This is a genomic window from Blastococcus sp. SYSU DS0533, assembly GCF_054050775.1.
This window is the reverse complement of record NZ_JBJGZZ010000005.1, coordinates 250,555-276,160: the sequence shown is the minus strand read 5'-3', so window position 1 is coordinate 276,160 and position 25,606 is coordinate 250,555. Positions and strand designations below refer to the sequence as shown.

Genomic DNA, 25,606 nt, shown 5'->3' with positions numbered 1-25,606 from the left:
CTGGGCAGGCCCCGGGCCGCCCGGTGGAGGCGTCGACGCACGGCGACGGCACACGGCGACGGGGACGCCACGACTCCTCCCGGCCTGAGGCGGACCTCGGCGTGGCCGGCTCTCAGGCGGTCAGGCGTTCCACAGCGGCGTCGATCCGCTCGTCGGCCGCGGTGAGCGCCATCCGGACGTGCCGGGCCCCGGCCGGGCCGTAGAAGCTGCCCGGGGCGGCGACGATGCCCAGGGCCGCCAGCCGGTCGATCGTCGCCCAGCAGTCCTCCTCACGGGTCGCCCAGAGGTAGAGGCCCGCCTCCGAGTGGTCGATGCGCATCCCGGCCGCGCGTACCGCGGCGGCCAGCCGCTCGCGCCGCCGGCGGTACCGCTCCCGCTGCGCGTCGACGTGCGAGTCGTCGTCCAGCGCGGCCGCCATCGCGGCCTGGACCGGCCCCGGGACCAGCAACCCGAGGTGGCGGCGCACCTCCCAGACGCGGCGCACCAGCTCCGGGTCACCGGAGAGCAGGCCGCCCCGGTAGCCGGCCGCCGTCGACTGCTTGGACAGCGAGTGCACCGCGAGCAGCCCGGTGTGGTCGCCACCGGCGACGTCGGGGTGCAGGATCGAGCGGGGCTCCACGTCCCAGCCCAGGGTGATGTAGCACTCGTCGGCCACCACGGGCACGCCGTGCGCACGCCCCCAGTCGACCCACGCGCGCAGCTGCTCGACCGTCAGCACCCGGCCGTGGGGGTTGCCCGGGGAGTTGAGCCAGACGAGCGAGACGCCGGCCGCGTCGGCCGGCGGGGTGTCGCTCCGGCGCACCGCGAGGCCGGCCAGCACCGCACCGACCTCGTAGGTCGGGTACGCGACCTCGGGGACCACCACGGTGCTCGCACCGCCCTGCAGCCCGAGCAGGGTGGGGAGGAGCGCGACGAGCTCCTTGGAGCCCACCGTGGGGATCAGCGGGGGCTGCCCACCCAGCGGGTCGGCGACGTGCACGCCCAGCCGCCGCGCGAGCCAGCCGGCAGCGGCCGTGCGCAGCTGCGCGGTGCCCAGCGCCGTCGGGTAGCCCGGGGCGTCGGCCGCCGAGGCCAGCGCCTCGCGCAGCACCGCGGGCGTGCTGTCGACCGGCGTGCCGATCGACAGGTCGACGACGCCGCCCGGGTGCTGGGCTGCCCGCGCCCGCGCACCCGCCAGGGAGTCCCAGGGGAAGTCCGGCAGCGCCCGCGGCGCGCCGGGGACCGGAGCGGTCAGTGACCTTCGCCCTGGGGCGGGAGGGCGGCCACCAGCGGGTGGTCCTTGCCGATCTTCCCGGTCTTCGCGGCACCGCCCGGGCTGCCCAGGTCGGAGAAGAACTCCACGTTGGCGTTGTAGAAGTCCTTCCACTTGTCCGGGACGTCGTCCTCGTAGTAGATGGCCTCCACCGGGCACACCGGCTCGCAGGCACCGCAGTCGACGCACTCGTCGGGGTGGATGTACAGCATCCGGTCGCCCTCGTAGATGCAGTCCACCGGACACTCGTCGATGCACGCCTTGTCGAGAACGTCGACGCAGGCCTGGGTGATGACGTAGGTCACGGGGTTCCCTCCCGGGGACGCTCGGGCGGCGCGCCGACCGGGGCCGGTCACGCCAGATGCGCACCTAGTATCACCTCCGACGCCGGCCACCGTGCCACGGGCCACCCGCCGGGTCCCCCACCCGGGGCAGCCGGCCCGGTCGCCGGCGGGCGTCCCCCCATCGGGGTGGGCCGCGCCCCGCCGCTCAAGCACCGGGCACGGACGCCGATCTCGACCTCGTGTCCGGGACCACGCAGGACGACGCGGCGCCGCGGCTGGAGCCGCCGGCGTCACCCTTCGACGCCCACGCCGCGCTGGTGCACCTGCTCCACCGGCTGCGCGCGTCCTCCGGCGCGACACGGGTGTCGGTGTGGGTGCACGAGGCCACCACCGAGCTCGTCGTCCCGTTCCGGCAGTCCACCGCCGCCACCCGGGACCCGCTGCCCCTGCACCCGGCCCTGCGGACCCCCACCTTCCTGCGCGACTCCCCGTTCCTGTCCGCCGTCGTCACCGGCCGCCGGGCCGTCGTCGCCCACGCCGACGGCCGCCGCGCCGAGGACCGCCAGCTCGCCGAGGTGGGCATCCGCTCCGGTCACGGCGAACCGCTGCTGGTGGACGGGCAGGTCGTCGGCGTCCTGACCGTCGAGCCCGCCGCCGCCGCGGCCCCGCACCTGCTGCGCCAGGTCACCCCCCGGATCGCCGCTGCGCTGGCCGAGGCCTGGGGCCGGCGCGCCCAGCAGCGCCGGCTCGAGCAGGCCGGCGTCCTGCTCACGCTGATCGAGTCCGCCGCGCAGGCCCAGTCGATGGACCACCTGCTCGGCTCGGCCTGCCGCCAGCTGGCCGAGCTCGGCGAGGTCGAGCGGGCCTGCGTCTTCCTGCTCGAGGACGGCCGGCTGGTGCCCCGCATGGCCGCCTACGCCGACGGCCGGCACGACCTCGCCACCTGGCGGCAGTTCCGCAGCGCCCCGGTGCCCCTCGAGCTCGCCGAGACGGTGCTGCGCACCGGCACCCCGCTCACCGCCGACCGCGACTCCGAACTCGTCTCGGGCTGGTGGGTCGACTCCTTCCAGATCGCCTCAGCGCTCGCCGTCCCCCTCGGCCGCACCCCCGAGCTCGCCGGGGTCCTCACCCTGGACAGCACGCAGGTGCGCCCCTTCTCCGAGGACGTCCGCCGGCTCGCCGCCGCCGGCGGCGCGCACCTCGGGGGCGTCATCGAGCAGGCCCGCACGAGTCAGGCCCGCGCGGCCTCGCTCGTGACCGCCCGGGTCGTGCGGCAGCTGCTCGTCGACGGCTCGGCGGTGACCGGTGCCGCGGCCGCCGCCGAGGTGCTGGCCCGGGCCGTCCAGCGGCTGGCCGGCACCGAGCGCAGCGCCGCCTACCTGGTCGATGACGACGACCGCATCCGCGAGGTGCGGCACGTGGGCTGGCCGGAGGAGCACGAGGAGGTCGTGCGGGCCCGCCTGGTCGGGCGGCCGGCGTCCGAGATCCCCCTCTGGCGGCTCGCCACGGAGGAGCCGGTCCCCGTCTTCGTCGAGGACGCCGGAGCCACCGACCTGCTCGACTCGGACCTGGTGCGCGCCCTGGACCTCCGCTCGTACGTCAGCGTGCCGCTGATGTCCCGCGACCGGCTCCTGGGCCTGGTCGTCACCGGATCGGTCGGCACCGCCCGCGGCTGGAGCCCCTCCGAGCGCGACGCCGTCCGCCAGGTCACCCTCGAAGGCGCCCTGGTCGTGGAGAACGCCGAGCTGCGCGCCGCCGAGCAGGAGCGCCTGGCCCAGTTGGCCACCGAGGCCCACCACGACCCGCTCACCGGCCTGCCCAACCGCCGGAAGTTCATCGAGACCGTCGAGGCGGCGGTCCACGGGGAGCGCGACCGGCGGTTCGCCCTGCTCATGGTGGACCTCGACCGGTTCAAGGAGATCAACGACAGCTTCGGGCACAGCGTCGGCGACGACCTGCTCTGCCTGGTCGGCCCCCGCCTGCGGCGGGCGCTGCGCCCCGGCGACCTGCTGGCCCGCATGGGCGGGGACGAGTTCGCCGTCCTGCTGCCCGACGCCGATGCCGACCGGGCCCGCGAGGTGGCCGACGGGCTGGGCGCCGCGCTCCGGGACGCCTTCCTCCTGGCCGGCATGTCGCTGCACGTGGACGCCAGCATCGGCGTCGCCCTCTGCCCGGACCACGGCCGCGACCGCTCGCTGCTGCTGGCCCGGGCGGATTCCGCGATGTACGCGGCCAAGCGCGGACGCCGGGGCTACGAGCTGTGGGCGCCCGACGGCACCCCGGCGACCCGGGACCGGCTGCAGACGCTGGAGGAGCTGCGCTCGGCCCTCGACGGCGAGGAGCTCGTCAACCACTACCAGCCCCAGCTCGACCTGCGCACCGGCTGCGTCGCCGGGGTCGAGGCCCTGGTCCGCTGGGAGCACCCCGACCGCGGCCTCCTCTACCCCGACGTCTTCCTGCCCCTGGCCGAGCAGGCCGGGCTGATGCGCCGGCTGGCGCTGCGGGTGCTCGAGCAGGCGCTGCAGGACCTGCGCACCTGGCGGACCCACGGCCACGATCTGTCGGTCGCGGTGAACCTCTCGGTGTCCAACCTGCAGGACGTCGCCCTGCCCGAACAGGTGGCGATGCTGCTGGACGCCTGCTCGGTGCCGGCCGGCTCGCTGGTCCTGGAGATCACCGAGGACGTCCTGATGGCCGACGCCGCGCGCAGCCAGGAGGTCATGGCCGGGCTGCGCCGGCTGGGCGTCCGGCTGTCGGTGGACGACTACGGCACCGGGTACTCCTCGCTGTCCTACCTGCGCGCGCTGCCGGTGGACGAGCTCAAGCTCGACCGCAGCTTCGTCACCCACCTGACGTCCGACCCCCGGGCGGCGGCGATCGTGCGCAGCACCCTGCAGCTGAGCCGCGACCTCGGGATGGACATGGTCGTCGAGGGCGTCGAGGACGCCGACGCGCTCGCCGCGCTGCGCGAGTGGGGCTGCGACGTGGCGCAGGGGTACCACATCTCCCGGCCCATGCCGGCGGAGCGGGTGCTGGGCTGGCTGAACGCCCGCCCCCTGCCCGCCGCCGTTCCACGGCGGGGTTGAGCAGGGGGCGGGTCCGCCCCCCGTGGTGCGGCGCGCCATGATCGTCGCCGTGACCGCAGCAGCTCCCACCCGGGTCGCCGAGCTGGAACGCCTCGCCGCCCGCACCTGGCGGGGGCTCGAGGAGGAGAGCTACGGCGACTGGCTGCTGCGCGCCGGCGGCGGCTTCACCGGCCGGGCCAACTCGGTGCTGGTGACCGGCGATCCGCCGGAGGACCTGCCGTCGGCCGTGGCCGCGGTCACCGCCTGGTACGCCGATCGGGGGCTGCGTGCCTGCGCCGCCGTCCCGGCCCCGGGCGCGGAGGCGGCCGACGCGGCGTTCGCCACCGCCGGGTGGGCCCGGGACGAGGACACCCTGGTGCTGGTCGCGCCGCTGGGCCCGTGGCCCGCTGCGCACGCCCCGGTGCTCCTCGACGACGCGCCCGACGAGGTCTGGCTGGCCGGCTACCGGCACCGCGGCGCGGCGCTCCCGGCCTCCGCGGCGGCGGTCCTGCGCAACGCCGAGCGGCCGCTGTCCGCCTCCGTCCGGCCCGACCCCGCGGCGAACCGGCCGGCCGCCGTCGCCCGTGGCGTGGTCAGCGACGGCTGGCTCGTGGTCAGCGCGGTGACCGTCGACGAGCCCCACCGGCGGCGCGGCCTGGCGACGACGGTGATGGCGGCGCTGGCCACCGAGGCCCGCACCCGCGGGGCCACCTCCTGCCTGCTGCAGGTGACCGCGTCGAACACCGCGGCGCTCGCGCTCTACGCCCGGATGGGGTTCACCGAGCACCACCGCTACCACTACCGGTGGGCCCCACCGAGCTGACCCGGCGGGCGGGTGCGCCCAGGGCCAGGCCGAGCGCGAGCGCCCCGGCCAGCACGCCCAGCAGGAGGAACGCGGTGCTCACCAGGCCCAGCGCACCGCCGGAGACCAGCAGCAGGTCCCCCTCGGGGCGCCGCACCATGGCGGCGACCGCGACCACCAGCCAGGTGACGGCGGGTAGGGCGGCGACCAGCTTCGACCCGCTGAGCCGCAGCGCCGCACCGACCAGCAGCAGGTTGCCCACCACCGCGGCCACCACCGACACCGGCACCAGGACACCCCCGACCCGCAGCGGGAGCCAGAGCACCTCGACGACGGCCAGCCACCCGGCGACGACGACCGCCGTGACGCCCAGGCCCACCGTGGCCGGCCCCCGGCCGCTCACCCCTCGAGACCGGCGAAGAGGTCGTCCTCCCGGCCGTCGGGCCCGACGGCCGGGCCGCGCTCACCCGCCACCAGCCGGTAGTACTCGACGCCGAGCACCTCCTGGCCGAGGTTGTTCGACAGCGCGAAGAAGGGCCCGTCCACGGTGATCTGGGTCGGGTGCGCCCGCATGGCGGCGTCCTTGCGCCCGGCGTAGGCCCGGGCGTCCACCGCGCAGGTGACCACGTCGTCGGGCACCACGAAGGGGATCTCGTCCGGGTCGCCCAGCGCCTCGAACGGCGAGGCCTCGCCGAGGGCGGCCATGGCCTCGATGCCCTCGCGGACCACCGAGCGCGGCATGGCGTTCCAGTAGACCTTCGACACCTCCCAGGCGGCGCCGAGGTCCGGGCGGTAACCGGGGTCCGCGGCGGCCTCCACCGCCCGCATGGCCACCCGGTGCGCCTGGATGTGGTCGGGGTGGCCGTAGCCGCCGAACTCGTCGTAGGTCACGACGACCTGCGGGCGGACCTCGCGGACGACGGCGACGGCGTGCGCCACCGCTTCACCGAGGTCGGCGTTCCAGAAGGCGCGCGGGTGCTCGTTGGCCGGCGTGCCCATCATCCCCGAGTCGCGGTACCGCCCCGCCCCGCCGAGGAGGCGGAAATCCTCGACGCCGAGGGCGGCCATCGCCCCGCGCAGCTCCCAGATCCGGTAACCGCCCAGCTGGTCGGCCTGGTCGGCGGCGAGCTGGGCCAGCTCCGGTACCAGGATCTCGCCCTCCTCCCCCAGGGTGCAGGTGAGCAGGGTGACCCCGACGCCCTCGGCGACGTACCGGGCCATCGTGGCCCCGTTGTTGATCGTCTCGTCGTCGGGGTGCGCGTGGACGAGGAGCAGGCGTCGGTCGGCGGTCACGGTCGGCCATTCTCCCTGAGGCGACCGGCGCTGCGAGCGGGCCTGGGCCGCACCCGCGTCCTCCCCCGCCGCAACGCGTCCTCCCTCACGGCACACCGCGAGGGAGGACGCGCGGGGATCAGGCCACCTGATCCCCGCGCGGCGTGCTCAGCCCTCCGTGGGGACGACGGCGCGCGCCTCGGCGAAGTGGCAGGCCGAGGGGTGCCCCTGGCCCCGGTCGACCAGGGCCGGCGGCTCGGTGGCGCAGATGTCCTGGGCCTTCCAGCAGCGGGTGCGGAACCGGCACCCCGACGGCGGGTTCGCGGGGCTGGGGACGTCGCCCTGAAGCAGGATCCGCTCCTTGAGCCCGCGCAGGTGCGGCTCGTGCACCGGGACCGAGGAGAGCAGCGCCTGCGTGTAGGGGTGGGCGGGCGAGCCGTAGACCTGCACGTCCGTGCCCTCCTCGACGATGCTGCCCAGGTACATCACCGCGACGCGGTCGGAGATGTGCCGCACCACCGACAGGTCGTGGGCGATGAAGAGGTAGGAGAGCCCGAAGTCGTGCTGCAGGTCCTCGAGCAGGTTGACGACCTGCGCCTGCACCGAGACGTCCAGGGCGCTCACCGGCTCGTCGCAGACGATGACCTCCGGCTGCAGGGCCAGCGCCCGGGCGATGCCGATGCGCTGCCGCTGCCCACCCGAGAACTGGTGCGGGTAGCGGTTGACGAAGTCGGGGTTGAGCCCGACCCGCTCCATCAACTCCTGGGTGCGCTGCAGCCGGCCCTTCTTGGGCGCGACGTCGGCGTGCACCGACCAGCCCTCGGCCACGATGTCGCCGACGGTCATGCGGGGGTTCAGCGAGGCGTAGGGGTCCTGGAAGATGATCTGCACCTCGCGCCGGTACTGCTTGAGCGCCCGGCCGCTCATCTTCGTGACGTCCTCGCCCTTGTAGAGGATCTGCCCGTCGGTCGGCTTCTCGAGCGCCACCAGCATCTTGGTGACCGTCGACTTGCCGCACCCGGACTCACCGACCAGGCCGACCGTCTCGCCCCGGCGCAGCGCGAGGTTGACGCCGTCGACCGCGCGGACGTGGCCGACCGTCCGCTTGAGGACGATGCCCTGCGTCAGGGGGAAGTGCTTCTTGAGGTCCTTGACCTCGAGGAGCACCTCGCCCGGCGTGTGCACCGGGCGGTCGGCTGCTGCGGCGACGGCGTCAGACACCGAGGACCTCCTCGCTGTAGTGGCAGGCCGCCTCGCGGCCCGGGACGACCAGCCGCAGCGGCGGGACGTCGGCGACGCAGTCGCGGCCGGTGGCGGCCTCCGCGCCGGTGCGGCGCTTGGGGCACCGCGGGTGGAACGGGCAGCCCGACGGGATGGCGGCCAGGTTCGGCGGCTGGCCGCCGATCGGCTGCAGCCGGCCACCCTTGATCTCGACCTGCGGGATCGAGCGCATCAGCCCGTCGGTGTACGGGTGCGCCGGGTTGCTGAAGACCTCGTCGACCGTCCCGCGCTCGACGATGCGGCCGGCGTACATGACGGCCACGTTGTCGGCGACCTCGTTGACCACGCCGAGGTCGTGGGTGATGAGGATGAGCCCCATCCCGGTGTCCCGCTGCAGGTCCTTGAGCAGGTCCATCACCTGGGCCTGCACCGTGACGTCGAGCGCGGTGGTCGGCTCGTCGGCGATGAGGATGCGCGGGTCGAGGGCCAGCGCCATGGCGATCATGACCCGCTGCCGCATGCCGCCGGAGAACTGGTGCGGGTAGTCGTTCACCCGCTCCTTGGCGGCCGGGATGCGGACCCGGTCCATCAGCTCGACGGCCTTCTGCTTCGCCTCCTTGCGGGAGGTCCCCCGGTGCGCCCGGAACATCTCGCCGATCTGGAAGCCGACGCTGTACACGGGGTTCAGCGACGAGAGCGCATCCTGGAAGATCATCGAGATACCTGGGCCGCGGACCTTGCGCTGCTCCTCCTCCGGCAGCGTGAGCAGGTCACGCCCCTCGAAGACGATCCGGCCGCTGGTGACCTCGGCCGGCGGCGAGTCGAGGATGCCCATGATCGCCTGGGCGGAGACGGACTTCCCCGAGCCGGACTCGCCCAGGATGGCGAGGGTCTCCCCCTCCGAAACGGTGTAGCTGACGCCGTTGACGGCGTTGACCAGGCCTGCCCCGGTGCGGAACTGCACCCGGAGGTCGTCGACCTCGAGGACCGGCGCCCCGGGGCGGCGGGCCGGGCTGGAGGGCACGGATGTCGATGCGGTGCTCATGAACGCTGCTTCGGGTCGAGGGCGTCGCGGAGGGCGTCACCCATGAGGACGAAGGCCATCACAGTCAGGGTGAGGACGAGGCTGGGGAAGAGGACGGCGTGCGGCGCGGTGCGCAGCAGGCTCTGCCCGGTGGCGATCTGCAGCCCCCACGAGATCGCCGGCGGCTGGAGGCCAACCCCGAGGAAGGTCAGCGTCGCCTCGGCCGCGATGAGGATGCCGATGGTGATCGTGGCGTAGACCAGCACCGGCGCGACGGCGTTGGGAAGGATGTGCCGGACGAGGATCCGGGTGCTGGAGGCGCCCATGGCCCGGGCCGCGGCGACGTAGTCCGAGCTCTTGATCGCGATGACCTGCGACCGGACCAGCCGCATGGCGGTCATCCAGCCGAAGAGGGCCAACGCGATCGCCACCGCGACCACGCCGCGGCCGAGGATGCCGCTGCGCAGCACCACCAGCGCACCGAGGATCAGCGGCAGCGCGTAGAAGATGTCGGCGATGCGGGACAGGATGCTGTCGGTGATGCCCCCGTAGAACCCGGAGATGGCACCCACCAGGACGCCGAGCACCAGGATCACGACGACGGCGAGCAGGCCGATGATCAGCGAGTTGCGGGCGCCGTAGACGACGTTGGCCAGGTAGTCGCAGCCCTGCTGGTCGAAGCCGAACCAGTGCTCCGCCGAGGGCTCGCCGTTGGAGTTGGAGAGGCTGCACGAGCGCGGGTCGACACCCCGGGCGAACACCGACGGCAGCAGCGCCATCCCGACGAACAGCAGGCTGAGCACGGCGCCGATCCAGAAGAGGACGTTGCGCCGGAGCTGGCGCCAGGCGTCGCTCCACAGGCTGTTCTGGCGGGCCTGTTCCGGCTGGTCGGCGGCGCCGCCGGTCACGGCGCCGGCCCCCACCTCGTCGTGGCCGACGGTGGTCAGCTTCGGGTCACTCATAGCGGATCCTCGGGTCGAGGACGGCGTAGAGCACGTCGACGACCAGGTTGAAGAAGATGAAGACGAAGACCAGGAGCGTCACGATGCCCACGACCACGGCGCCCTCCTGGGCGCGCACGGCGTCGAAGACCGCCCGCCCGATGCCGGGCAGGTTGAACACCGTCTCGGTGACGATCGCCCCGCCCATGAGCGTGCCGATGTCGGCACCGATGAACGTGACGACCGGGATCAGGCTGTTCCGCAGGGTGTGCCGGACGATCACGTCGCGGCGGGGCAGGCCCTTGGCGCGCGCGGTGCGCACGTAGTCGGCACGCATGTTCTCGGCGATGCTCGTCCGCGTCAGGCGGGCCACGTAGGCCAGCGAACCGGCGGCCAGCACCAGCCCGGGCAGCAGGAAGCTGTACCAGCCGTCGTTGATGCCGGCGATCGGGAACCAGCCCAGCTGGAGCCCGAAGGTGAACTGCGCGATGAAGGCGAGCACCAGGATCGGGATCGAGACGATCAGCGTGGTGCTCACCAGCACGACGTTGTCGAAGAAGCCGTTCTTGCGGATGCCGGCCAGCACGCCGGCGACGATGCCGATCAGGATCTCGAAGGCGATGGCCACCACGGCCAGCTGGACGGTCACCGGCATCCGCTGGGTGATGGTGTCGAGGACCTCGCGCCCTCGGAAGTCGGTGCCGAAGTCACCCTGGAGCAGGTCGGCCACGTACTTGACGTACTGCAGCCAGAGCGGGTCGTTCAGGTTGAACTCGTCGGTCAGCTGGGCCACCACGGCCGGCGCCAGCGGGCGGTCACCCCCCAGCGCCCGGATCGGGTCGCCCGGCAGCGCGTAGACCAGCGCGAAGATCAGGAACGAGGCGCCGAGCAGGACGGGGATGGTGAGTAGAAGGCGGCGCGCGATGTAGCGGCCCATGTCGCTCCTCGGTCGGGACGCCCCTCACCCATGTGGCGAGCGGGGAGCGTCGTCCATGATGCGGGACGAGCCCGAGCGGCCGACCGCCGGGGAGCCCTGCCCGATCTGGGCGGGAGCTCCCCGGCGGCGGCCTGCGGTGCGCGGCTGGGTCAGCTGACGGGAACCACGTTGGCGACGTCGATGTCACCGAAGACGTCGATCACCACGTCGCTGACGTTCTCCGAGTGCCCGGCCTGCTCGAGGTCGAAGAACATCGGGATGATCGGCATGTCCTGCAGCAGGATGTCCTCGGCCTGGTTGTAGAAGTCCAGGGCCTCGTCGTTGCTGCTGGCGCTGTTGCCCTGCTGGATCAGCTCGTCGAACTCCGGGTTCGAGTAGAACGTGGCGTTCGAACCCGCCGGCGGCAGCGCCGCCGTGGAGTACAGCGGCTCCAGGTAGTTCTGCGGGCTCGGGTAGTCCATGCTCCAGCCGAGGCGGAAGGGACCGGTCACGCCCTGCTCGTCGAGCAGCGGGAGGTACTCGGCGAAGTCGAGCTCGCCCCGGAGGACGTAGTCGACGCCGAGGTTCTCGCGCAGCTGGTTGCCCACGGCCTGCACCCAGGCGTCGTGGCCGGCGCCGGCGTTGAACCACAGCTCGATGGGCTGGCTGCGGTCGAAGCCGGCCTCGTCCAGGAGCGCGTTGGCCGCGTCGACATCCAGCTCGCAGTACTCGCAGGCACCCTCGCGGTAGCCGTCGACGACGGGCGCGACGTACGCGTCGGCCGGCGTGCGGCTGCCGTTGAAGATGGCGTCCGAGATCGCCTGGCGGTCGATGGCCATCGACAGCGCCTGCCGCACCCGCGGGTCGGAGAAGCGCTCGTCGTAGGTCGGGTAGCCGAGGTAGGTGAACCCGGAGGACGGCGCCTCCAGGTACCGGTCACCGAGCACGTCCTCGGCGGAGGCGAGGGCGTCCGGCGGGAGGTCCGGCAGGACGTCGAGGTTGCCCGCCTGCAGGTCGTTGTAGCCCGTGTTCAGGTCGGCGTAGACGCGGAACTCGACGGTCTCGGCGTTGGCCGGGTCCTCGCCGGCGTAGTCCTCGTACCGGCTGACGGTGATGCCCTGGCCGGGGACGAACTCGCCGTCGGCCTGGAACGGGCCGTTGCCGATCGGCTGGGTGCCGAAGCCCTCGGGGTCCTCGAAGAAGGCCTCGGGGAGCGGCCAGAAGGCGTTGTAGCCGACGGTCACCGGGAACTGGGCGAACGGCGAGGCGAGCTCCACCTCGAAGGTGGTCTCGTCGATGACCCGCAGGCCGCTCATCTCCTGGGCGGCGGGGTCACCGGTGACGTTGCCCTCGTCGTCGGTCGGGGCCTGCAGGTCGTCGTACCCGAGGATGTTGGAGAAGAAGTAGGACGCACCCTGGGCGTTCGGGCTGTAGGCGGTGTAGTTCCACGCGTCGACGAAGGACTGTGCGGTCACCGGGGTGCCGTCGTGGAAGGTCCAGCCGTCCTTGAGCGTGACGGTCCAGGTGGTGTTGTCCTCGGACTCGATCGACTCCGCGACGCCGGTGTACTCCACGGCTCCGTCAGCGGCGTACTCGATGAGGCCCGTCCACAGCGACGAGATGACCTGGTGGCCCTCGCTCTCGGTGGTGTTGCCCGGGATCAGCGCGTTCTCCGGCTCACCGACGTAGACGCTGAACGAGCCGCCACCCTCGGCAGCGGTACCGCCCTCGCCACCGTTGTCATCGCTGCCACCACAGGCGGACAGCATCATCGCGGCGACGACGCCGGCGGCGACGAACCCACCTCTGCGCTTGCTCAACTTCACGTGCAATGCCTCCCTCGACCCGCGTCAGCGGGGGGAACGGACAGGTCGACCAGGCCCCGCGGGCGAGTGGACGACTGATTGGTCTCGAGCCAGACGCAGCGGGACCACGGAGGTCCGGGACTGCGACGGGTGGACCCTAGGCACGCCTCGGAGGGGGTGTCCACGGACGTCACCGACTTGTGACCTGGGCTCACGATCCGCGGTACAACCGTAACTTCCACGCCCCAGGCCACGTCCAGCGGGCTGTCCTCCGGCCCGCGCGTCGGGTGCGCCGAAGGCTTTCCGGCGGGCGTTCGCCAGGCGCCAGGCCGGGTACCGGTGGCCCCAGGAGAGCGACGACGACCGGAGGGACGACGCCATGAGCGGCATGGACAAGTTGAGGAACAAGGCCGAGGAGCTGGGCGGCAAGGGCAAGGAGTCCGTCGGCGAGGCCACCGGCGACCGCGACCTCCAGGCCGAGGGTCAGGCCGACCAGGCGTCCGGCAACCTGAAGCAGGCCGGCGAGAAGGTCAAGGACGTCTTCAAGAAGTAGCAGGATCGGCAGGCACGGGCGCCGCTCCCCCACCGCGGGGGCACCGCCCGTGCCGTCCTCCCGGGCGTGCGCCGAGCGCCGCCCCCGGCGGCATGAGGAGAGCAGCCGCAGCGCAGGAGGTGGTTCCGCGGCAGGGACGGGTCGGCGCAGACCCCGCGCCGCACCCGCACGTACGGCCCCTCCCTCAGCTGACGGCGGCGGAGGGCGCCCTCCGGCCCTACGTACACGAAACGCGCCCCGGAGGGGGTCAGCCCCCGGCGAGGGCGGCCTTCACGGCGGGTAGCAGCGGGCGGTCGGCAGGGATCCAGTCCAGCGCGTCGAGGTCGGCCGCGGTCACCCACCGCAGCTCGGCGTGCTCCCGCGCCACCGGCCGGCCGTGCGTGATCCGCGCCTCCCAGACCCGCATCGTCGAGGCGCCGGGCGCCCCGCCGGCGACGACCCCGTCGAGCGGCACCTCACCGAGGAAGGACCGAGGCGCCACGGTGACCCCGAGCTCCTCGGTGCACTCGCGGACCAGCGCCACGAGGTCGGTCTCCCCCGGGTCGACCTTGCCGCCGGGGAACTCCCAGCACCCGTCGAAGGGGCCGCCCGAGCGCTGCGCGACCAGCACCCGGTCGCCCTCGACCAGCGCCGCCCCGACGACCTGGACGACCTCGAGCGCCCGCAGCGCGGCTCCGGCGGCGAGCGCGTCCAGGTGGGCCCGCATCGCACGCGCCACCCGTGGCCGCAGCACCACCCGGTCCACGAGCCGGCCCACCGGACCGGGCAGCCCGGTGTCCCACTCGACCTGCTCCTCGACCAGCGTGCCGGCGCCGGTGGCCGAGAAGCGGCGCTCGTGCGCCACCCGCCCGCGTGCGCCCAGCGGTGCGGCGAACAGGTCCCGCTCCGGCCGCACGGCGTCGACCTCCTGGAGGGCGAACGGCCACGGGCGGCCCAGCGCCCGGGCGACGTCGAACGCCACGGTCAGCGGCGCCTCCACCAACGTGGTGAAACTCAGCCGGGGCACCGGGGCACTCTCGCAGATGGCGGCAGTATGGGCAGCGTGCGCATCAACGCCCGGGTCGACTACGCCGTCCGAGCCGTCGTGGAGCTCGCCGCGGCGGCGCCGGAGGCGCTGACCTGCGACCGCATCGCGACCGCCCAGGGCATCCCGAACCGGTTCCTCCAGGCGATCCTCGCCGACCTGCAGCACGCCCGGCTGGTCACCAGCCAGCGCGGCCGGGACGGCGGCTACCGGCTGGCCCTCCCCGCATCCGAGATCTCCATCGCCCGCGTGATGCGGGTGGAGCTGGGTTTCCTGGCCGAGGTGCACGGCCAGCGACCGGAGGAGGTCACCTACCCGGGGCCGGCCGCCGGGCTGGCCGAGGTCTGGGTCGCCGCCCGGGAGGCCTACCGCCGGGTGCTCGAGGGGGTCACCGTCGCCGACGTGGTCGCCGGCGAGCTGCCCCCGCACGCCGCCGAGCTGGTCGCCATCGACACCGCGTGGCGCTCGTTCAGCGAGCCCGGCCTCCGCTGAGCGGCACCGTCCCGCCCCTCGCGGGTGAGCTCCGCGCCCCGTGCCGCGGGATGTGGGAGTATCGACGGCATGACGGACCGCGGCAGCCTCCTCGTCGCGCGCCTGCACATCGACCTGGCGCTCGTCTCCAGCGCCGCCTGTCGCGCCCTGCGCTGACCCAGGTCCTCCGCGCAGCTGTCCCGCTGCGTCCCGAACCAGCAGCGCCTCCCACCCCGGCCGGCTGCCGGGCGGTCGGCGAGCGCAGGAAGAAGTACGCCACGTGAGCACCCCCACCCGTACCAGCAACCGTCCCCAGCGGGGACAGGGTCAGTGGGCGCTGGGCTACCGCGAGCCGCTCAACCCCAACGAGCGGATGAAGAAGGACTCCGACGGTCTCGAGGTGCGCCAGCGCATCCTCGACATCTACTCGAAGACCGGCTTCGACGGCATCGACCCCGGCGACCTGCGCGGCCGCATGCGCTGGATGGGGCTCTACACCCAGCGCGCCCAGGGCATCCCCGGCGGCAAGACCGCCGTGCTGGAGCCCGAGGAGCTCGAGGACTCCTACTTCATGATGCGGGCCCGCATCGACGGCGGGCAGCTGACCAGCGACGCGCTGCGGGTGCTCGGCGGCATCAGCACCGAGTTCGGCCGGGACGTCGCCGACGTCACCGACCGGCAGAACGTGCAGTACCACTGGATCCGCATCGAGGACGTGCCCGAGATCTGGCGCCGGCTGGAGTCGGTGGGCCTCTCCACGATGGAGGCCTGCGGCGACGTGCCGCGCGTCATGCTCGGCTGCCCGCTGGCCGGAATCCTCGAGGACGAGGTGATCGACGCGACCGACGTCATCGCCGAGACCGTCGCCAAGTACGTGGGCAGCCCCGAGTTCAGCAACCTGCCGCGCAAGTGGAAGACGTCGATGTCCGGCTGCGTCGACCACTGCACCGAGCCCGAGATCGACGACGTCTCCTTCGTCGGGGTCGTCAACGAGGCCGGCGAGGCCGGCTACGACCTGTGGGTCGGCGGCGGGCTGTCCACCAACCCGATGTTCGCCCAGCGGATCGGCGTCTTCGTCCGGCCCGACCAGGTGACCGACGTCTGGGCCGCCTGCACCGCCGTCTTCCGCGACTACGGCTACCGCCGCCAGCGCAACCGCGCCCGCATCAAGTTCCTCATGGCCGACTGGGGCCCGGAGAAGTTCCGGCAGGTGCTGCAGGACGAGTACCTGCACGAGGAGCTGCCCGACGGCCCGGCGCCCGCCCCGGCCAAGCACGACCAGCGCGACCACGTCGGCGTGAGCCGGCAGAAGGACGGCCGCAACGCCGTGGGCTTCGCGCTGCGCACCGGCCGGATCACCGGCACGCTGCTCACCACGATCGCCGACCTCGCCGACGAGTACGGCGAGGGCCGCATCCGGACGACGACGCAGCAGAAGCTGGTCATCCTCGACGTCCCGGACGAGAAGGTCGAGGCGCTCGTCGACGCACTGGCCGAGCACGACCTGCAGGTGCGGCCGAGCGCCTTCCGCCGCGGGACGATGGCCTGCACCGGCCTGGAGTTCTGCAAGCTGGCGATCGTCGAGACCAAGCACTTCGCGCAGGAGGTCTACGCGGAGCTGGAGCGCCGGCTGCCCGACTTCGACACCCCGATCGGGATCAACATCAACGGCTGCCCCAACAGCTGCGCCCGCTTCCAGACCGCCGACATCGGCTTCAAGGGCTCGATGGTCCGCGACGACAACGGCGAGATGGTCGAGGGCTTCCAGGTCCACCTGGGCGGGCACCTCGGCGTGGAGCGCACCTTCGGCCGCAAGTTCCGCGGCCACAAGGTGACCAAGGGCGAGACCGCCGACTACTGCGAGCGCGTGCTCCGCGGCTTCCTCGACCGCCGGATGCCGGGCGAGTCCTTCGCCCACTACGTCGCCCGCGCCGAGGAGGAGTGGCTGCTGTGAGCGAGGAGCCGACGTCGGGAAGGACCCGCCAGCTACCGGTGTTCCACTGCCCGTACTGCGGCGACGAGGAGCTCACGCCGCACGAGGACGGGTGGCGCTGCGGCGCGTGCCTGCGGGCCTTCTCGGTCCGCCTGATCGCCACGGGGGTGCAGGAGTGACAGCCGTACGGGAGATCAGGCCCGTCTCGCCGACGCCGGAACTGGCGGCCGCGGCCGACGCCCGGTTCGAGGGCATCGCCGACCCCGTCGAGCAGGCGCTGGCGGTGCTCCGGTGGGCCGGCGAGCAGTTCGGCGACCGGTTCGCCATCACCTCGTCGATGGCCGACGGGCTGCTGGCCCACCTGGCGAGCCGCGCGCACCCCGGCGTCAGCGTGATCTTCCTGGACACGGGCTACCACTTCGCGGAGACCATCGGCACCCGCGACTGGATCACCTCGGTCCTCCCCATCACGCTGCGCAACGTCACGCCCCCCCAGACCGTGGCCGAGCAGGACCGCACGTACGGGCCCGCGCTGCACGACCGCGACCCGGACCTGTGCTGCTCGCTCCGCAAGGTCATCCCGCTGGCCGAGGCGCTGGCGGACTTCGACGCGTGGGGGTCCGGCGTGCGCCGGGACGAGTCCGCGACGCGAAAGCACACCAAGTTGGTCGACTGGGACGCGAAGCGCGGCATGGTGAAGGTCAACCCGATCGCCGCCTGGACCCAGGACGTCGTCGACCGCTACATCGCCGAGCACTCGATCCCGGTCAACCCGCTGTTCGAGATCGGGTACGGCTCGATCGGCTGCGCCCCTTGCACCCGGCCCGTCGCGACCGGCGAGGACCCGCGCGCCGGACGCTGGGCCGGCTCCACCAAGACGGAGTGCGGCCTCCACACCTAGGAGACCCCACTCCCCCCACCGCTCGCAGGCCTGCGGCGGCTCCCTGCAGCGGGGCCGTTCCAGCACGTCACCAGCGGGCCCCGGGACGGGGCCAGGACGTCACCGCGAGCCCTGGCACGCGGTCGTTCCCGGCGTGACACTGGGCCGGTGCCCCGCCCTCCGCGCCTGTCACCGGACGAGCTCGCCGCGGCGCTGCCGGCCCTCCCCCTGTGGTCGGGTGACGGCGACGGCCTCCGCCGGAGCGTCAAGCTGCCGAGCTTCCGCGACGCCGTCGCCGCGATCGTGGCGATAGCCGACGTCGCCGAGGAGATGGACCACCACCCCGACGTCGACCTGCGCTGGCGGACGCTGCACCTGACCCTGGTCAGCCACTCCGCGGGCGGGGTGAGCGAGCTGGACCTGGAGCTCGCCCGCCGCATCGACGCCCTGCTCCCCTGAACGGCACCGACCCCCGCACCGTGCGGTGCGGGGGTCGGCGCGACCCCTCCGGGTTCCCGCTCCGAGCGGGCGAGGGGTGGGAGGAGGCGGTCCCGCGATCAGCTGCCCACGCGCCCGCCGTCGGTGCGGTAGACGACGGCGACACTGGGCCGCGGGAAGGGCCGGTACGCCTGGAAGTCGGGCCACCGGCTGGAGGGGTTCTCCACCGTGGAACCGGTCGTCTCACCCGGGTGCTGCACGGCGACGAACACCGACCGCGCGTCCCGGGTGATGAGCGGCCCGCTGCACTCCGCACCCAGGGGCACGGTGAGGAACGCCTTGAGGTGGCCGCGCTCGGGGCCGGCCGTCGGCACGGCGAACAGCCCGTCGTTGGTCCCGCCGAGGGTGCCGACGGCCTGGTTGCGGACCGACAGCACGTTGCCGTCCGTGGAGATCCACAGGTTGCCGGCCGGGTCGAACTCCAGGTTGTCCGGGCACGAGATCGCGCTGACCTCGGACCGGTCGTACCCGGCGAAGTACGTGCCCGGGAACTGCGGGTCGCCGCAGACCAGGAAGATCCGCCAGGTGAACGACGTGCCGCTGGCCGACCCGGTCTCCTCCCACTCGATCACGTGCCCGTTCCGGTTGCCCGGCTGCTGCTCGAAGGTCGCCGGCGTGCCGGTCTCCTCGTCGGCGGGCTCGAAGGCGTAGGAGCGGGTGATCGGGTTGGCCTCGTCGGCGCCCGGCCGGCCGTCGGCCCCGGTGCGGTTCGAGTTGTTGGTCAGCGCCGCGTAGACCCGCCCGTTGACCGGGTTGACCTGGATGTCCTCCGGCCGGTCCATCTTGGTCGGCACCAGCGCCGGGTCGACGACGACCGGGTTCGCCGGGTCGGGGAAGTCGCCGTTGCCGTCGAGCTGCTTGCCGAGGCGGTCGGCGGCCAGGCGGGTGAAGGTGAGCACCCAGGCGACGTCCTTGCCGGGGATCATCGACCGGCCGTCCTCGACCAGCGGGATCCACTCGCCGTAACCGTCGAACTCGCCGTCGGCGGGCAGCTCGCCGCTGCCGTCGATCTGCTCCACCGGGGAGTCACCGACGAAGCGGGCGACGTAGAGGTCGCCGTCCTCGAGCAGGGTCATGTTGTGCGCCCGCGAGGCGCTGTCGGTGCCCGGTCGGTAGGTCTTCCGCGAGACGAACTTGTAGATGTAGTCGAAGCGCTCGTCGTCCCCGGAGTAGGCGACCACGCGACCGTCCTCGGCGATCTGCACGTTGGCGCCCTCGTGCTTGAAGCGGCCCAGCGCGGTCCGCTTCTTCGGCGTCGAGGTCGGGTCGTAGGGGTCCACCTCGACGACCCAGCCGAAGCGGTTGACCTCGTTGGGCTCGCGGGCCAGGTCGAAGCGGGCGTCGACCTCGTCCCAGCGCCGGCCGGGCGGGCGCGTCGTCGAGACGCCGTAGCGCGCCAGCCGGGGCTCCTTCGCGCTCTCGGTGATCGGCGTCGTCGTGCCGAAGTACTGGTTGAAGTTCTCCTCGCCGTGCAGCGTGGTGCCCCACGGGGTCATGCCCCCGGCGCAGTTGTTGAGGGTCCCGAGGACGGTGCGCCCCTGCGGGTCGGCGCTCGTGCGCAGGTAGGTCGACCCGGCGGCGGGGCCGGTGAGCTCCATCGGGGTGTCGGTGGTGATGCGGCGGTTGCGCCGGCCGTTGCGGACCGGGCGCCACTCGCCGGTCCTCCCGTGCCGCTGCACCTCCACGACGGAGATGCCGTGCGCCATCATCGCGATCCGCTTCTGCTCCGGCGTGGTCGGCGCGGACTCGCTGGCGACGCCGGCGAACATCAGCTGCTCGTTGGTGTACTCGTGGTTCACCACGAGCAGCGCCTGGCGGTCGGGGTCGTCCAGCGGCAGGAAGCCGATGTAGTCGCAGTTGTAGCCGAACTGCATGGCCTGCGCCTCGGGGGTCTGCCGGTCGATGCGGAACGGCGGGGCGCCGGGCAGCACCGGGTCGCCCCAGCGCATGACCACGGAGTAGCGGTAGCCGTTGGCGGTGACCAGCTCGTCGAGGAAGTTCTGCTCGACCGGCTGGAACGTCAGGTCGCTCCCCGGGGCGGGGGTGACGCCGCCACCGGTCGGCACCGGCTGCTTCTCCCGGGCGGCCGCGGAGGCGACCGGACCGGCCGCGACCAGCAGCGCGCCCGCCCCGGCAGCCTTGAGCATGTTGCGGCGGCTGAAGGCGGTCTCGACGACCTCGGCGAACGTCGGGTTGTCGGTCTGGTTCGGGACGGCGGCGTCGCAGGCGTTGCCGCACTTGTAGTAGCAGGTGGCGTGGCTGCGGCTGCCGTGGCGGATGCCGGTGAACAGCGGCAGGAGCGCGCGCTTGCGCGGCTCGAGGATGTCGGTCATCGGTCCCTCTGGTCGCGACGAGTGGGGGCCCTCGCACCCAAACCGGCCCTGACGACGCGCCGGTGGCAGCCCGGTGAACGACCGACGACCAGTGGGCCACCGATCGAGGTCAGCCGGTGACGGGCAGCACGAGCAGCGCCAGGAGGCGGTCGACCTCGGCGTCGGGATCGGCGGTCAGGCCGGTGTGCACCGGCCCGGGCTGCACCACGGTGCTCCGCGGCGCGGTGAGCCAGCGGAACCGGGAACCGAGCGCCTCGCGGCCCGCGGCGCCGGCGACCGGGTCGGCCGAGCAGACGTCCGCGGCCGCCTGCAGCGCCCGGCCGATGGCCACCGGGTCGGCGGTGGGGTCGAGCGCCCGCAGCCGGTCGACGTCCAGGTGCAGCCGCGACCCCAGGTAGTCGCGCTGCCGGCAGTAGACGATCACGCCGGCGTTGAGGAGCTCGCCCCGCTCCACGCGCGGCACCACCCGCAGCACCGCGTACTCGAAGGTGTCCTTCACCGCTGGCTGATCCCCTCGGGCGGCGGGGGGCCGAGCCACGCGGGCCGGTTCTCCCCGCGCGGTTCGCGCCGGCGGCCCGTTCCCCCGGCGGCCGCCGCGGCGAGCACACCGGGCAGCCACGCCGCGCGCGCGCCGAGGCGGGCGAGCAGCTGGTCGGCGTACCGGGCCCGCACCTCGTCGGGCGACGAACCGGCCGCGGGGTCGTCGAGCCACTCGTCGGGCACCGGCGCGAGCACCCGGTCCAGCAGGTCGCGGGTGACCCGCGGTGCCAACGCCGCGTCGGCCGCCGCCACGTCGGGCGTGCACTCGACGAGGGCGTGCGCCGAGGCGTCGTAGGGGCGCTCGACGGCCGCCGCGGCCCCGGGCCAGTGGTGGTGGAAGGTGAGGGCCGCGCCGTGGTCGATCAGCTGCAGCCGCCCGTGCCAGAAGAGCATGTTGGGGTTGCGCCACGAGCGGTCGACGTTGCCGATCAGCGCGTCGAACCACAGCACCCGGCCGGCGAGCTCGGGGTCGACGCCGTCTGCGCCCGCCTCGAAGTCCAGCGCCCCCGGCAGGTAGTCCAGGCCCAGGTTCCGCCCCGCCGAGCGTTGCAGCAGCTCCTGCACCTCGTGGTCGGGCTCCCCGACGGCGAGCTCGGGGACGACGTCCACGGTGACCAGCGCCGGCACCGGCAGCCCCAGCGCCCGGGCCAGCTCGGCGCACACCACCTCGGCCACCAGCACCTTCACGCCCTGGCCGGCCGCCCGCCACTTCACCACGTACGTGCCCAGGTCGTCGGCCTCCATCAGCCCCGGCAGCGACCCACCCTCGCGCAGCGGGGTGACGTAGCGGGTGGCGGTGACCGAGGGCAGCACAGTGGCCTCAACCTACGCCCGGCGGGCCCCGCTCGTGGTCCGACCGCGCCGCGACCGCCCTCGGCCGGGAGACTGGTTCCGTGGGACTGCTGCGCGCGCTCGACCCGGCCGGGCTGACCGCCGCGCCGTTCACGTACACCGAGGTCGGCGCGACGGCGGACGCCGACCTCCCCGCGGGCTACCACGTGGCCGAGCACTCGGCGGTCGTGGGCGCCGGCCGGGCCGCTCTCGAGCGCGTCGCGGGTGCGGTCCTGGACTGGCGGCTCCAGCGCGCTGTGGGACTGCGGGTGCGCGCGACGGGACCGGCCGGCACCCCGGGCACCGTCGTCGTCCTCACCGCGGGCCTGCCCCGGTTCGGCTACGACATCCCCTGCCGGGTGGTGTGGGCCAGCACCGAGGGGGACGAGCGGGGCTTCGCCTACGGCACCCTCCCGGGTCACCCGGAGAGCGGGGAGGAGCGGTTCGCGGTCCGGCTGACCGGGTCGGGCGAGGTCGTGTTCACCCTGCGCGTGTTCTTCCGGCTGGCGTCACCGGCCGCCCGGCTGGCGGGACCGCTCTCGCTGGCCGTCCAGCGGCTTGCCACCGCCCGCTACGTGGCGGCCGCCCGCCGGGCCGCCCGGGGCTAGACGTCCCGCCGCACCAGCACGAGGGCGCCGAGGAACCAGGCCGCCAGCGCCCAGCCGCCGGCGACGAGCAGCCCGGTCTGCGAGCAGCAGCTCCCGCACCCAGCGGACGCCCACCGGGTCCAGCCCGTTGACCGGCTCGTCGAGCAGCAGCACTTCCGGGTCGACCAGGGCGCCGCCCTCCCGCAGGGGGTGGGCGAGCTGGCGCTACGCGCGGCCGCGCACCGTCGCCGTCCCCGCGGTGGGCCGGGTCAGCCCGAGGATGCAGCGCATCGTCGTCGTCCTGCCCGAGCCGTCGGGGCCGCGGGAGCCGGTGACCCGTCCCGGCTCGACGGTGACGGTGAGCCGGTCGACCGCCACCCGGGTGCGGTAGCGCTTCGTCAGGCCGCGGAGCTCGATCACCGCGCCAGGATGGCCGACGGGGCACCGCCGGCAGGGAGGGGCGCGCCTACTCCCCCGCGGCGACCGCCGCGCGCTCCCGCTCGATCAGCTCCTTGCTCCGCACCAGCCGGATCAGCGTCACCACGAGCAGCCCGCCGGCCATGTTGAGCAGCAGCGTGTACCAGAACCAGGCCAGCCAGTCCCCGTAACCGAACGGGGCGCCGGCGTGCAGCGCGCCGAAGATCAGCAGCGAGTCGAGGATGGAGTGGAACAGCATCAGACCCGCCAGGAGGAATCCGCCGATCACCGAGGCGACGATCTTGCCGGTCTCCGAGTGCGCGCCGTGCTGCATCCGCGTCATCAGCGTGATCACGCTCCCGCCGAGGAAGGCCAGGCAGACCGATTGCAGGTCCAGCGGGGCCTCGACGAAGTGCGCCGCGGACTCGACGGCGACGCTCGCCAGGTCGGGGAAGCCCTGCACGACCACCCACATGACCAGCCAGCCGCCGACCAGGTTGGCGACCAGCGTCCCTGCCCACAGCTTCGCCAGCTGTGCGCCGCTGGCCCGTCTGGCGAACACCGCGGTCACCGGGACCAGGAAGCCTTCGGTGAACAGCTCGCTGCGCCCCAGCACCAGGGCGACGAAGCCGATGCTGAACGCCAGCCCGGCGAGGAGCTCGCTGCCGGTCGCCTCGAGCACAGCCAGCAGGGCGAGCACGCCGACGGCCACCTCCAGCCCCCCGGCCAGACCGGTGGCCAGCACCTCCCGCCACCGGCGGTGGAGCCGCTGCGCACCCTCGCTGACGATCTTGCCGAACGCCTCGGCGATCTCGTCCTCGGCAGGTGCGTCCGTCGCGCCCAGCTCGGCACGCTTCCGGTCCTCCACGTCCGCCACAGCTCCTCCTCCACCTACCGGGCACCGGGACCGGGAACCGGCGGCACGTCCGGCGCCGCCCCTACCCGGAGCGGCACCCGCCACACCGCTGCGTACCGGTCACCGCCCCATGACACGCGTCACGGGTCGGGCGTGCGGATGGTGCCGCAGGTCGTGAACGACGGCACCTGACCTGCCCGCCGGCAGGCGGCACGGTCGGAGGTGCGCCCGGAGGACCGGCCCGACGGTGGCCGGCGGACGCACCGAGGAGGGCCCGTGACCGACGTCCACGCACATCCCGCCCAGCGGCCCACGCACCCCCAGGGGGAGGTGCCCGCCGTCGAGGTCGTCGACCTGCGGCGCCGCTACGGCGACTTCGAGGCGGTGGGCGGCATCTCGTTCGAGGTGCACCCCGGTGAGGTGTTCGCGCTGCTCGGCGTGAACGGCGCCGGCAAGACCTCCGCGCTGGAGGTGCTCGAGGGGCTGGCGCGCCCGGACGGCGGCACGGTGCGCATCCTCGGCGCCGACCCACTCCGGCAGCACGCCGCGGTCCGGCCGCACCTGGGGGTGCTGCTGCAGTCCAGCGGGCTGCCGGGTGACCTCACCGTCGCCGAGACGGTGACCACGTGGGCGCGGACGCTGACCCGCCCGCGCCCGGTCGCGGAGGCTCTGGGGCAGGTCGGCATGACCGGCCGCGCCGACGTCCGGGTGCGCAGCCTCTCCGGTGGTGAGCGCCGCCGCCTCGACCTCGCGCTGGCCCTCCTGGGTCGCCCGCGGGTGCTGGTGCTCGACGAGCCGACCACCGGCCTGGACCCGGAGAGCCGGCGCACGGTGTGGTCGCTGGTGCGGGACATGGTGCGGAGCGGGACGGCCGTGGTGCTGACCACCCACCACCTCGAGGAGGCCGAGGAGCTCGCCGACCGGATCGCCATCCTGCGGGCGGGCCGGATCGAGCTGGAGGGCACGCCCGACGAGATCACCGCGACCCGGCCGGCCACCATCCGGTTCACCCTCGGGCCGGCCGCGCCCCCGCTGCCGGCGCTGCCGGGCGTGCGCGTGGTCGAGCCCTTCCCCCGCGTGGAGATGCACACCCACGACCTGCAGCCGGCGCTCACCGCCCTGCTCGGCTGGGCCGCCGCCGAGGACGTCGCCCTGGGCGGGCTCCAGGCGCGGTCGGCGTCGCTGGAGCAGGCCTTCCTCGCCGTCGCCGACGGCGGCTCCCCCACCACCTGCCCGACCCGCCTCGAGACCGGGAGCGCCCGATGACTGCCACCACGACCACCGCCCCGTCCGCCACCGGGCCGAGCCGGACCCGCCGCACGCTCGCACTGGCCGGCGCCGAGACCCGCCTGTTCCTCCGCAACCGCACCGCCGTCGTGAACTCGGTGCTGCTGCCGCTGCTGCTGGTCGCCGCCGTCCCGACGCTCGGCTTCGGCGACGGCGAGGTCGCCGTGGGTCCCCGGCTGCTGGTCAGCGCCATCGGCGTGATGCTGGTCTTCCTGACCTACTACAACCTGCTGACCACGTTCGTCGCCCGCCGGCAGGAGCTGGTGCTGCAGCGGATGCGCACCGGTGAGCTGACCGGCACGGAGGTGGTCCTCGGGATCGCCGCACCGACGCTGCTGGTCACGGTCGGCCAGGTGGCGCTGGTCGCGATCGGGGTCGCCGTCCTCGGGGAGTGGTCGGCGCCGGTCGACGTCGTCCTGCCGCTGGTGGCCCTGGTTGGCGGTGCCGCGCTCATGCTGCTTCTGGCGGCGGCGAGCACGGCCTTCACCCGCACCTCCGAGAGCGCCCAGATCACCGCCCTGCCGTTCCTGGTCGTGTCGTCCTCGCTCTGCGGGCTGTTCTTCCCGCTGTCCGCGCTGCCCGACGCGCTGGCCACCGCCGCCCGTTTCCTGCCGCTGACCTCCGTCGTCGAGCTCGCCCAGCTGGGCCTGGCCGGTTGGACCTGGGACGGCCAGGTGGTGGGGTGGGGCGGCGCGTGGGCCGAGGCCCTGTTCCCGCTGGTGGTGCTCGCCGGGTGGCTGGGTGTCGGCGGTTCGCTCGCCCGCCGCTGGTTCCGCTGGGCCCCGCAGCGGTGAGCGGGGTCGCCGTCCGGCCG

Annotated in this window: 26 protein-coding genes; 11 read left to right on the top strand and 15 right to left on the bottom strand. The window is 73.8% G+C overall.

The annotated features are described in order from the left end of the window. Nucleotides 1–112: 112 nt before the first annotated feature. Both dapC and fdxA read right to left on the bottom strand, forming a co-directional pair. A complete protein-coding gene (gene dapC, locus ACI79W_RS09335; RefSeq protein ID WP_456561817.1) occupies nt 113–1,177 on the bottom strand; it encodes a succinyldiaminopimelate transaminase in 1,065 nt (354 codons plus the stop codon). A gap of 53 nt (nt 1,178–1,230) precedes the next feature. Next, nucleotides 1,231–1,557, bottom strand: coding sequence for a ferredoxin (fdxA, locus tag ACI79W_RS09330; RefSeq protein WP_012947287.1), 327 nt, complete (start codon nt 1,555–1,557; stop codon nt 1,231–1,233). A gap of 218 nt (nt 1,558–1,775) precedes the next feature. Between fdxA and ACI79W_RS09325 the strand changes: the two genes are divergently transcribed. Both ACI79W_RS09325 and ACI79W_RS09320 read left to right on the top strand, forming a co-directional pair. Further along, nucleotides 1,776–4,622, top strand: a complete 2,847-nt coding sequence (locus ACI79W_RS09325) for an EAL domain-containing protein (RefSeq protein WP_456561799.1) — start codon at nt 1,776–1,778, stop codon at nt 4,620–4,622. A gap of 49 nt (nt 4,623–4,671) precedes the next feature. After that, nucleotides 4,672–5,424, top strand: coding sequence for a GNAT family N-acetyltransferase (locus ACI79W_RS09320; protein ID WP_456561798.1), 753 nt, complete (start codon nt 4,672–4,674; stop codon nt 5,422–5,424). Here ACI79W_RS09320 and ACI79W_RS09315 read toward each other — a convergent pair. The 7 genes from ACI79W_RS09315 to ACI79W_RS09285 form a co-directional block, all read right to left on the bottom strand. Next, nucleotides 5,378–5,806, bottom strand: a complete 429-nt coding sequence (locus ACI79W_RS09315) for a hypothetical protein (RefSeq protein ID WP_456561797.1) — start codon at nt 5,804–5,806, stop codon at nt 5,378–5,380. The two genes, ACI79W_RS09320 and ACI79W_RS09315, sit on opposite strands and share 47 nt — an antisense overlap. After that, the gene (gene mshB, locus ACI79W_RS09310) at nt 5,803–6,696 is read right to left on the bottom strand and encodes an N-acetyl-1-D-myo-inositol-2-amino-2-deoxy-alpha-D-glucopyranoside deacetylase (RefSeq protein WP_456561796.1); all 894 of its coding nucleotides are present in this window, start codon (nt 6,694–6,696) and stop codon (nt 5,803–5,805) included. Before mshB ends, ACI79W_RS09315 begins: the two co-directional genes overlap by 4 nt. Nucleotides 6,697–6,843: 147 nt before the next feature. Then, a complete protein-coding gene (locus tag ACI79W_RS09305; RefSeq protein ID WP_456561795.1) occupies nt 6,844–7,896 on the bottom strand; it encodes an ABC transporter ATP-binding protein in 1,053 nt (350 codons plus the stop codon). After that, nucleotides 7,889–8,941, bottom strand: coding sequence for an ABC transporter ATP-binding protein (locus ACI79W_RS09300; protein WP_456561794.1), 1,053 nt, complete (start codon nt 8,939–8,941; stop codon nt 7,889–7,891). Before ACI79W_RS09300 ends, ACI79W_RS09305 begins: the two co-directional genes overlap by 8 nt. After that, the gene (locus ACI79W_RS09295; protein ID WP_456561793.1) at nt 8,938–9,882 is read right to left on the bottom strand and encodes an ABC transporter permease; all 945 of its coding nucleotides are present in this window, start codon (nt 9,880–9,882) and stop codon (nt 8,938–8,940) included. The genes ACI79W_RS09300 and ACI79W_RS09295 overlap by 4 nt, the downstream gene beginning before the upstream one ends. After that, nucleotides 9,875–10,798 (bottom strand): ABC transporter permease, encoded by a 924-nt coding sequence (locus ACI79W_RS09290; RefSeq protein ID WP_456561792.1) that lies wholly within the window; start codon nt 10,796–10,798, stop codon nt 9,875–9,877. The genes ACI79W_RS09295 and ACI79W_RS09290 overlap by 8 nt, the downstream gene beginning before the upstream one ends. 149 nt (nt 10,799–10,947) lie before the next feature. Then, nucleotides 10,948–12,603 carry a peptide ABC transporter substrate-binding protein gene (locus ACI79W_RS09285; RefSeq protein WP_456561791.1) on the bottom strand — a complete coding sequence of 552 codons (1,656 nt, stop codon included), beginning with the start codon at nt 12,601–12,603 and terminating at the stop codon, nt 10,948–10,950. A gap of 358 nt (nt 12,604–12,961) precedes the next feature. Here ACI79W_RS09285 and ACI79W_RS09280 point away from each other — a divergent pair, with 358 nt between their 5' ends. After that, nucleotides 12,962–13,135, top strand: coding sequence for a CsbD family protein (locus tag ACI79W_RS09280; RefSeq protein WP_456561790.1), 174 nt, complete (start codon nt 12,962–12,964; stop codon nt 13,133–13,135). A 247-nt stretch (nt 13,136–13,382) separates the two neighbouring features. Here the strand turns inward: ACI79W_RS09280 and ACI79W_RS09275 are convergent, their stop codons facing one another. Further along, nucleotides 13,383–14,141, bottom strand: a complete 759-nt coding sequence (locus tag ACI79W_RS09275; protein WP_456561789.1) for a (deoxy)nucleoside triphosphate pyrophosphohydrolase — start codon at nt 14,139–14,141, stop codon at nt 13,383–13,385. A gap of 27 nt (nt 14,142–14,168) precedes the next feature. On the opposite strand from ACI79W_RS09275, the gene ACI79W_RS09270 reads away from it, so the two are divergent. The 5 genes from ACI79W_RS09270 (at nt 14,169) to ACI79W_RS09250 (ending at nt 17,902) form a co-directional block, all read left to right on the top strand. Further along, nucleotides 14,169–14,651 (top strand): RrF2 family transcriptional regulator, encoded by a 483-nt coding sequence (locus tag ACI79W_RS09270; protein ID WP_456561788.1) that lies wholly within the window; start codon nt 14,169–14,171, stop codon nt 14,649–14,651. A gap of 259 nt (nt 14,652–14,910) precedes the next feature. After that, on the top strand, nt 14,911–16,584 hold the full coding sequence (locus ACI79W_RS09265) for a nitrite/sulfite reductase (protein ID WP_456561787.1): 1,674 nt from the start codon (nt 14,911–14,913) through the stop codon (nt 16,582–16,584). After that, a complete protein-coding gene (locus ACI79W_RS09260; protein WP_456561786.1) occupies nt 16,581–16,742 on the top strand; it encodes a hypothetical protein in 162 nt (53 codons plus the stop codon). Before ACI79W_RS09265 ends, ACI79W_RS09260 begins: the two co-directional genes overlap by 4 nt. Then, nucleotides 16,739–17,464: a phosphoadenylyl-sulfate reductase gene (locus ACI79W_RS09255; protein ID WP_456561785.1), complete on the top strand. Its 726-nt coding sequence runs from the start codon at nt 16,739–16,741 to the stop codon at nt 17,462–17,464. The genes ACI79W_RS09260 and ACI79W_RS09255 overlap by 4 nt, the downstream gene beginning before the upstream one ends. Nucleotides 17,465–17,611: 147 nt before the next feature. Continuing rightward, nucleotides 17,612–17,902: a 4a-hydroxytetrahydrobiopterin dehydratase gene (locus ACI79W_RS09250; protein WP_456561784.1), complete on the top strand. Its 291-nt coding sequence runs from the start codon at nt 17,612–17,614 to the stop codon at nt 17,900–17,902. 98 nt (nt 17,903–18,000) lie between these two features. On the opposite strand, the gene ACI79W_RS09245 is transcribed toward ACI79W_RS09250, so the two are convergent. The 3 genes from ACI79W_RS09245 to ACI79W_RS09235 all read right to left on the bottom strand — a co-directional run bounded on the left by ACI79W_RS09245 (nt 18,001) and on the right by ACI79W_RS09235 (nt 21,627). After that, complete coding sequence (locus ACI79W_RS09245) at nt 18,001–20,274, bottom strand: PhoX family protein (protein ID WP_456561783.1); 2,274 nt, start codon at nt 20,272–20,274, stop codon at nt 18,001–18,003. 109 nt (nt 20,275–20,383) lie between these two features. Then, entirely contained in the window at nt 20,384–20,773 is a 390-nt protein-coding gene (locus ACI79W_RS09240) for a DUF3037 domain-containing protein (protein WP_456561782.1), read from the bottom strand. Then, nucleotides 20,770–21,627, bottom strand: coding sequence for a HipA family kinase (locus ACI79W_RS09235; RefSeq protein ID WP_456561781.1), 858 nt, complete (start codon nt 21,625–21,627; stop codon nt 20,770–20,772). The genes ACI79W_RS09240 and ACI79W_RS09235 overlap by 4 nt, the downstream gene beginning before the upstream one ends. 80 nt (nt 21,628–21,707) lie before the next feature. Here ACI79W_RS09235 and ACI79W_RS09230 point away from each other — a divergent pair, with 80 nt between their 5' ends. Beyond that, entirely contained in the window at nt 21,708–22,253 is a 546-nt protein-coding gene (locus ACI79W_RS09230; RefSeq protein ID WP_456561780.1) for a DUF1990 family protein, read from the top strand. A 204-nt stretch (nt 22,254–22,457) separates the two neighbouring features. On the opposite strand, the gene ACI79W_RS09225 is transcribed toward ACI79W_RS09230, so the two are convergent. Both ACI79W_RS09225 and ACI79W_RS09220 read right to left on the bottom strand, forming a co-directional pair. Next, nucleotides 22,458–22,652, bottom strand: a complete 195-nt coding sequence (locus ACI79W_RS09225) for an ATP-binding cassette domain-containing protein (RefSeq protein ID WP_456561779.1) — start codon at nt 22,650–22,652, stop codon at nt 22,458–22,460. 46 nt (nt 22,653–22,698) lie between these two features. Further along, complete coding sequence (locus tag ACI79W_RS09220; protein WP_456561778.1) at nt 22,699–23,526, bottom strand: formate/nitrite transporter family protein; 828 nt, start codon at nt 23,524–23,526, stop codon at nt 22,699–22,701. A gap of 255 nt (nt 23,527–23,781) precedes the next feature. On the opposite strand from ACI79W_RS09220, the gene ACI79W_RS09215 reads away from it, so the two are divergent. Then, nucleotides 23,782–24,771 (top strand): ABC transporter ATP-binding protein, encoded by a 990-nt coding sequence (locus tag ACI79W_RS09215; protein WP_456561777.1) that lies wholly within the window; start codon nt 23,782–23,784, stop codon nt 24,769–24,771. After that, entirely contained in the window at nt 24,768–25,586 is an 819-nt protein-coding gene (locus tag ACI79W_RS09210) for an ABC transporter permease (RefSeq protein ID WP_456561776.1), read from the top strand. Before ACI79W_RS09215 ends, ACI79W_RS09210 begins: the two co-directional genes overlap by 4 nt. Nucleotides 25,587–25,606 lie beyond the last annotated feature (20 nt).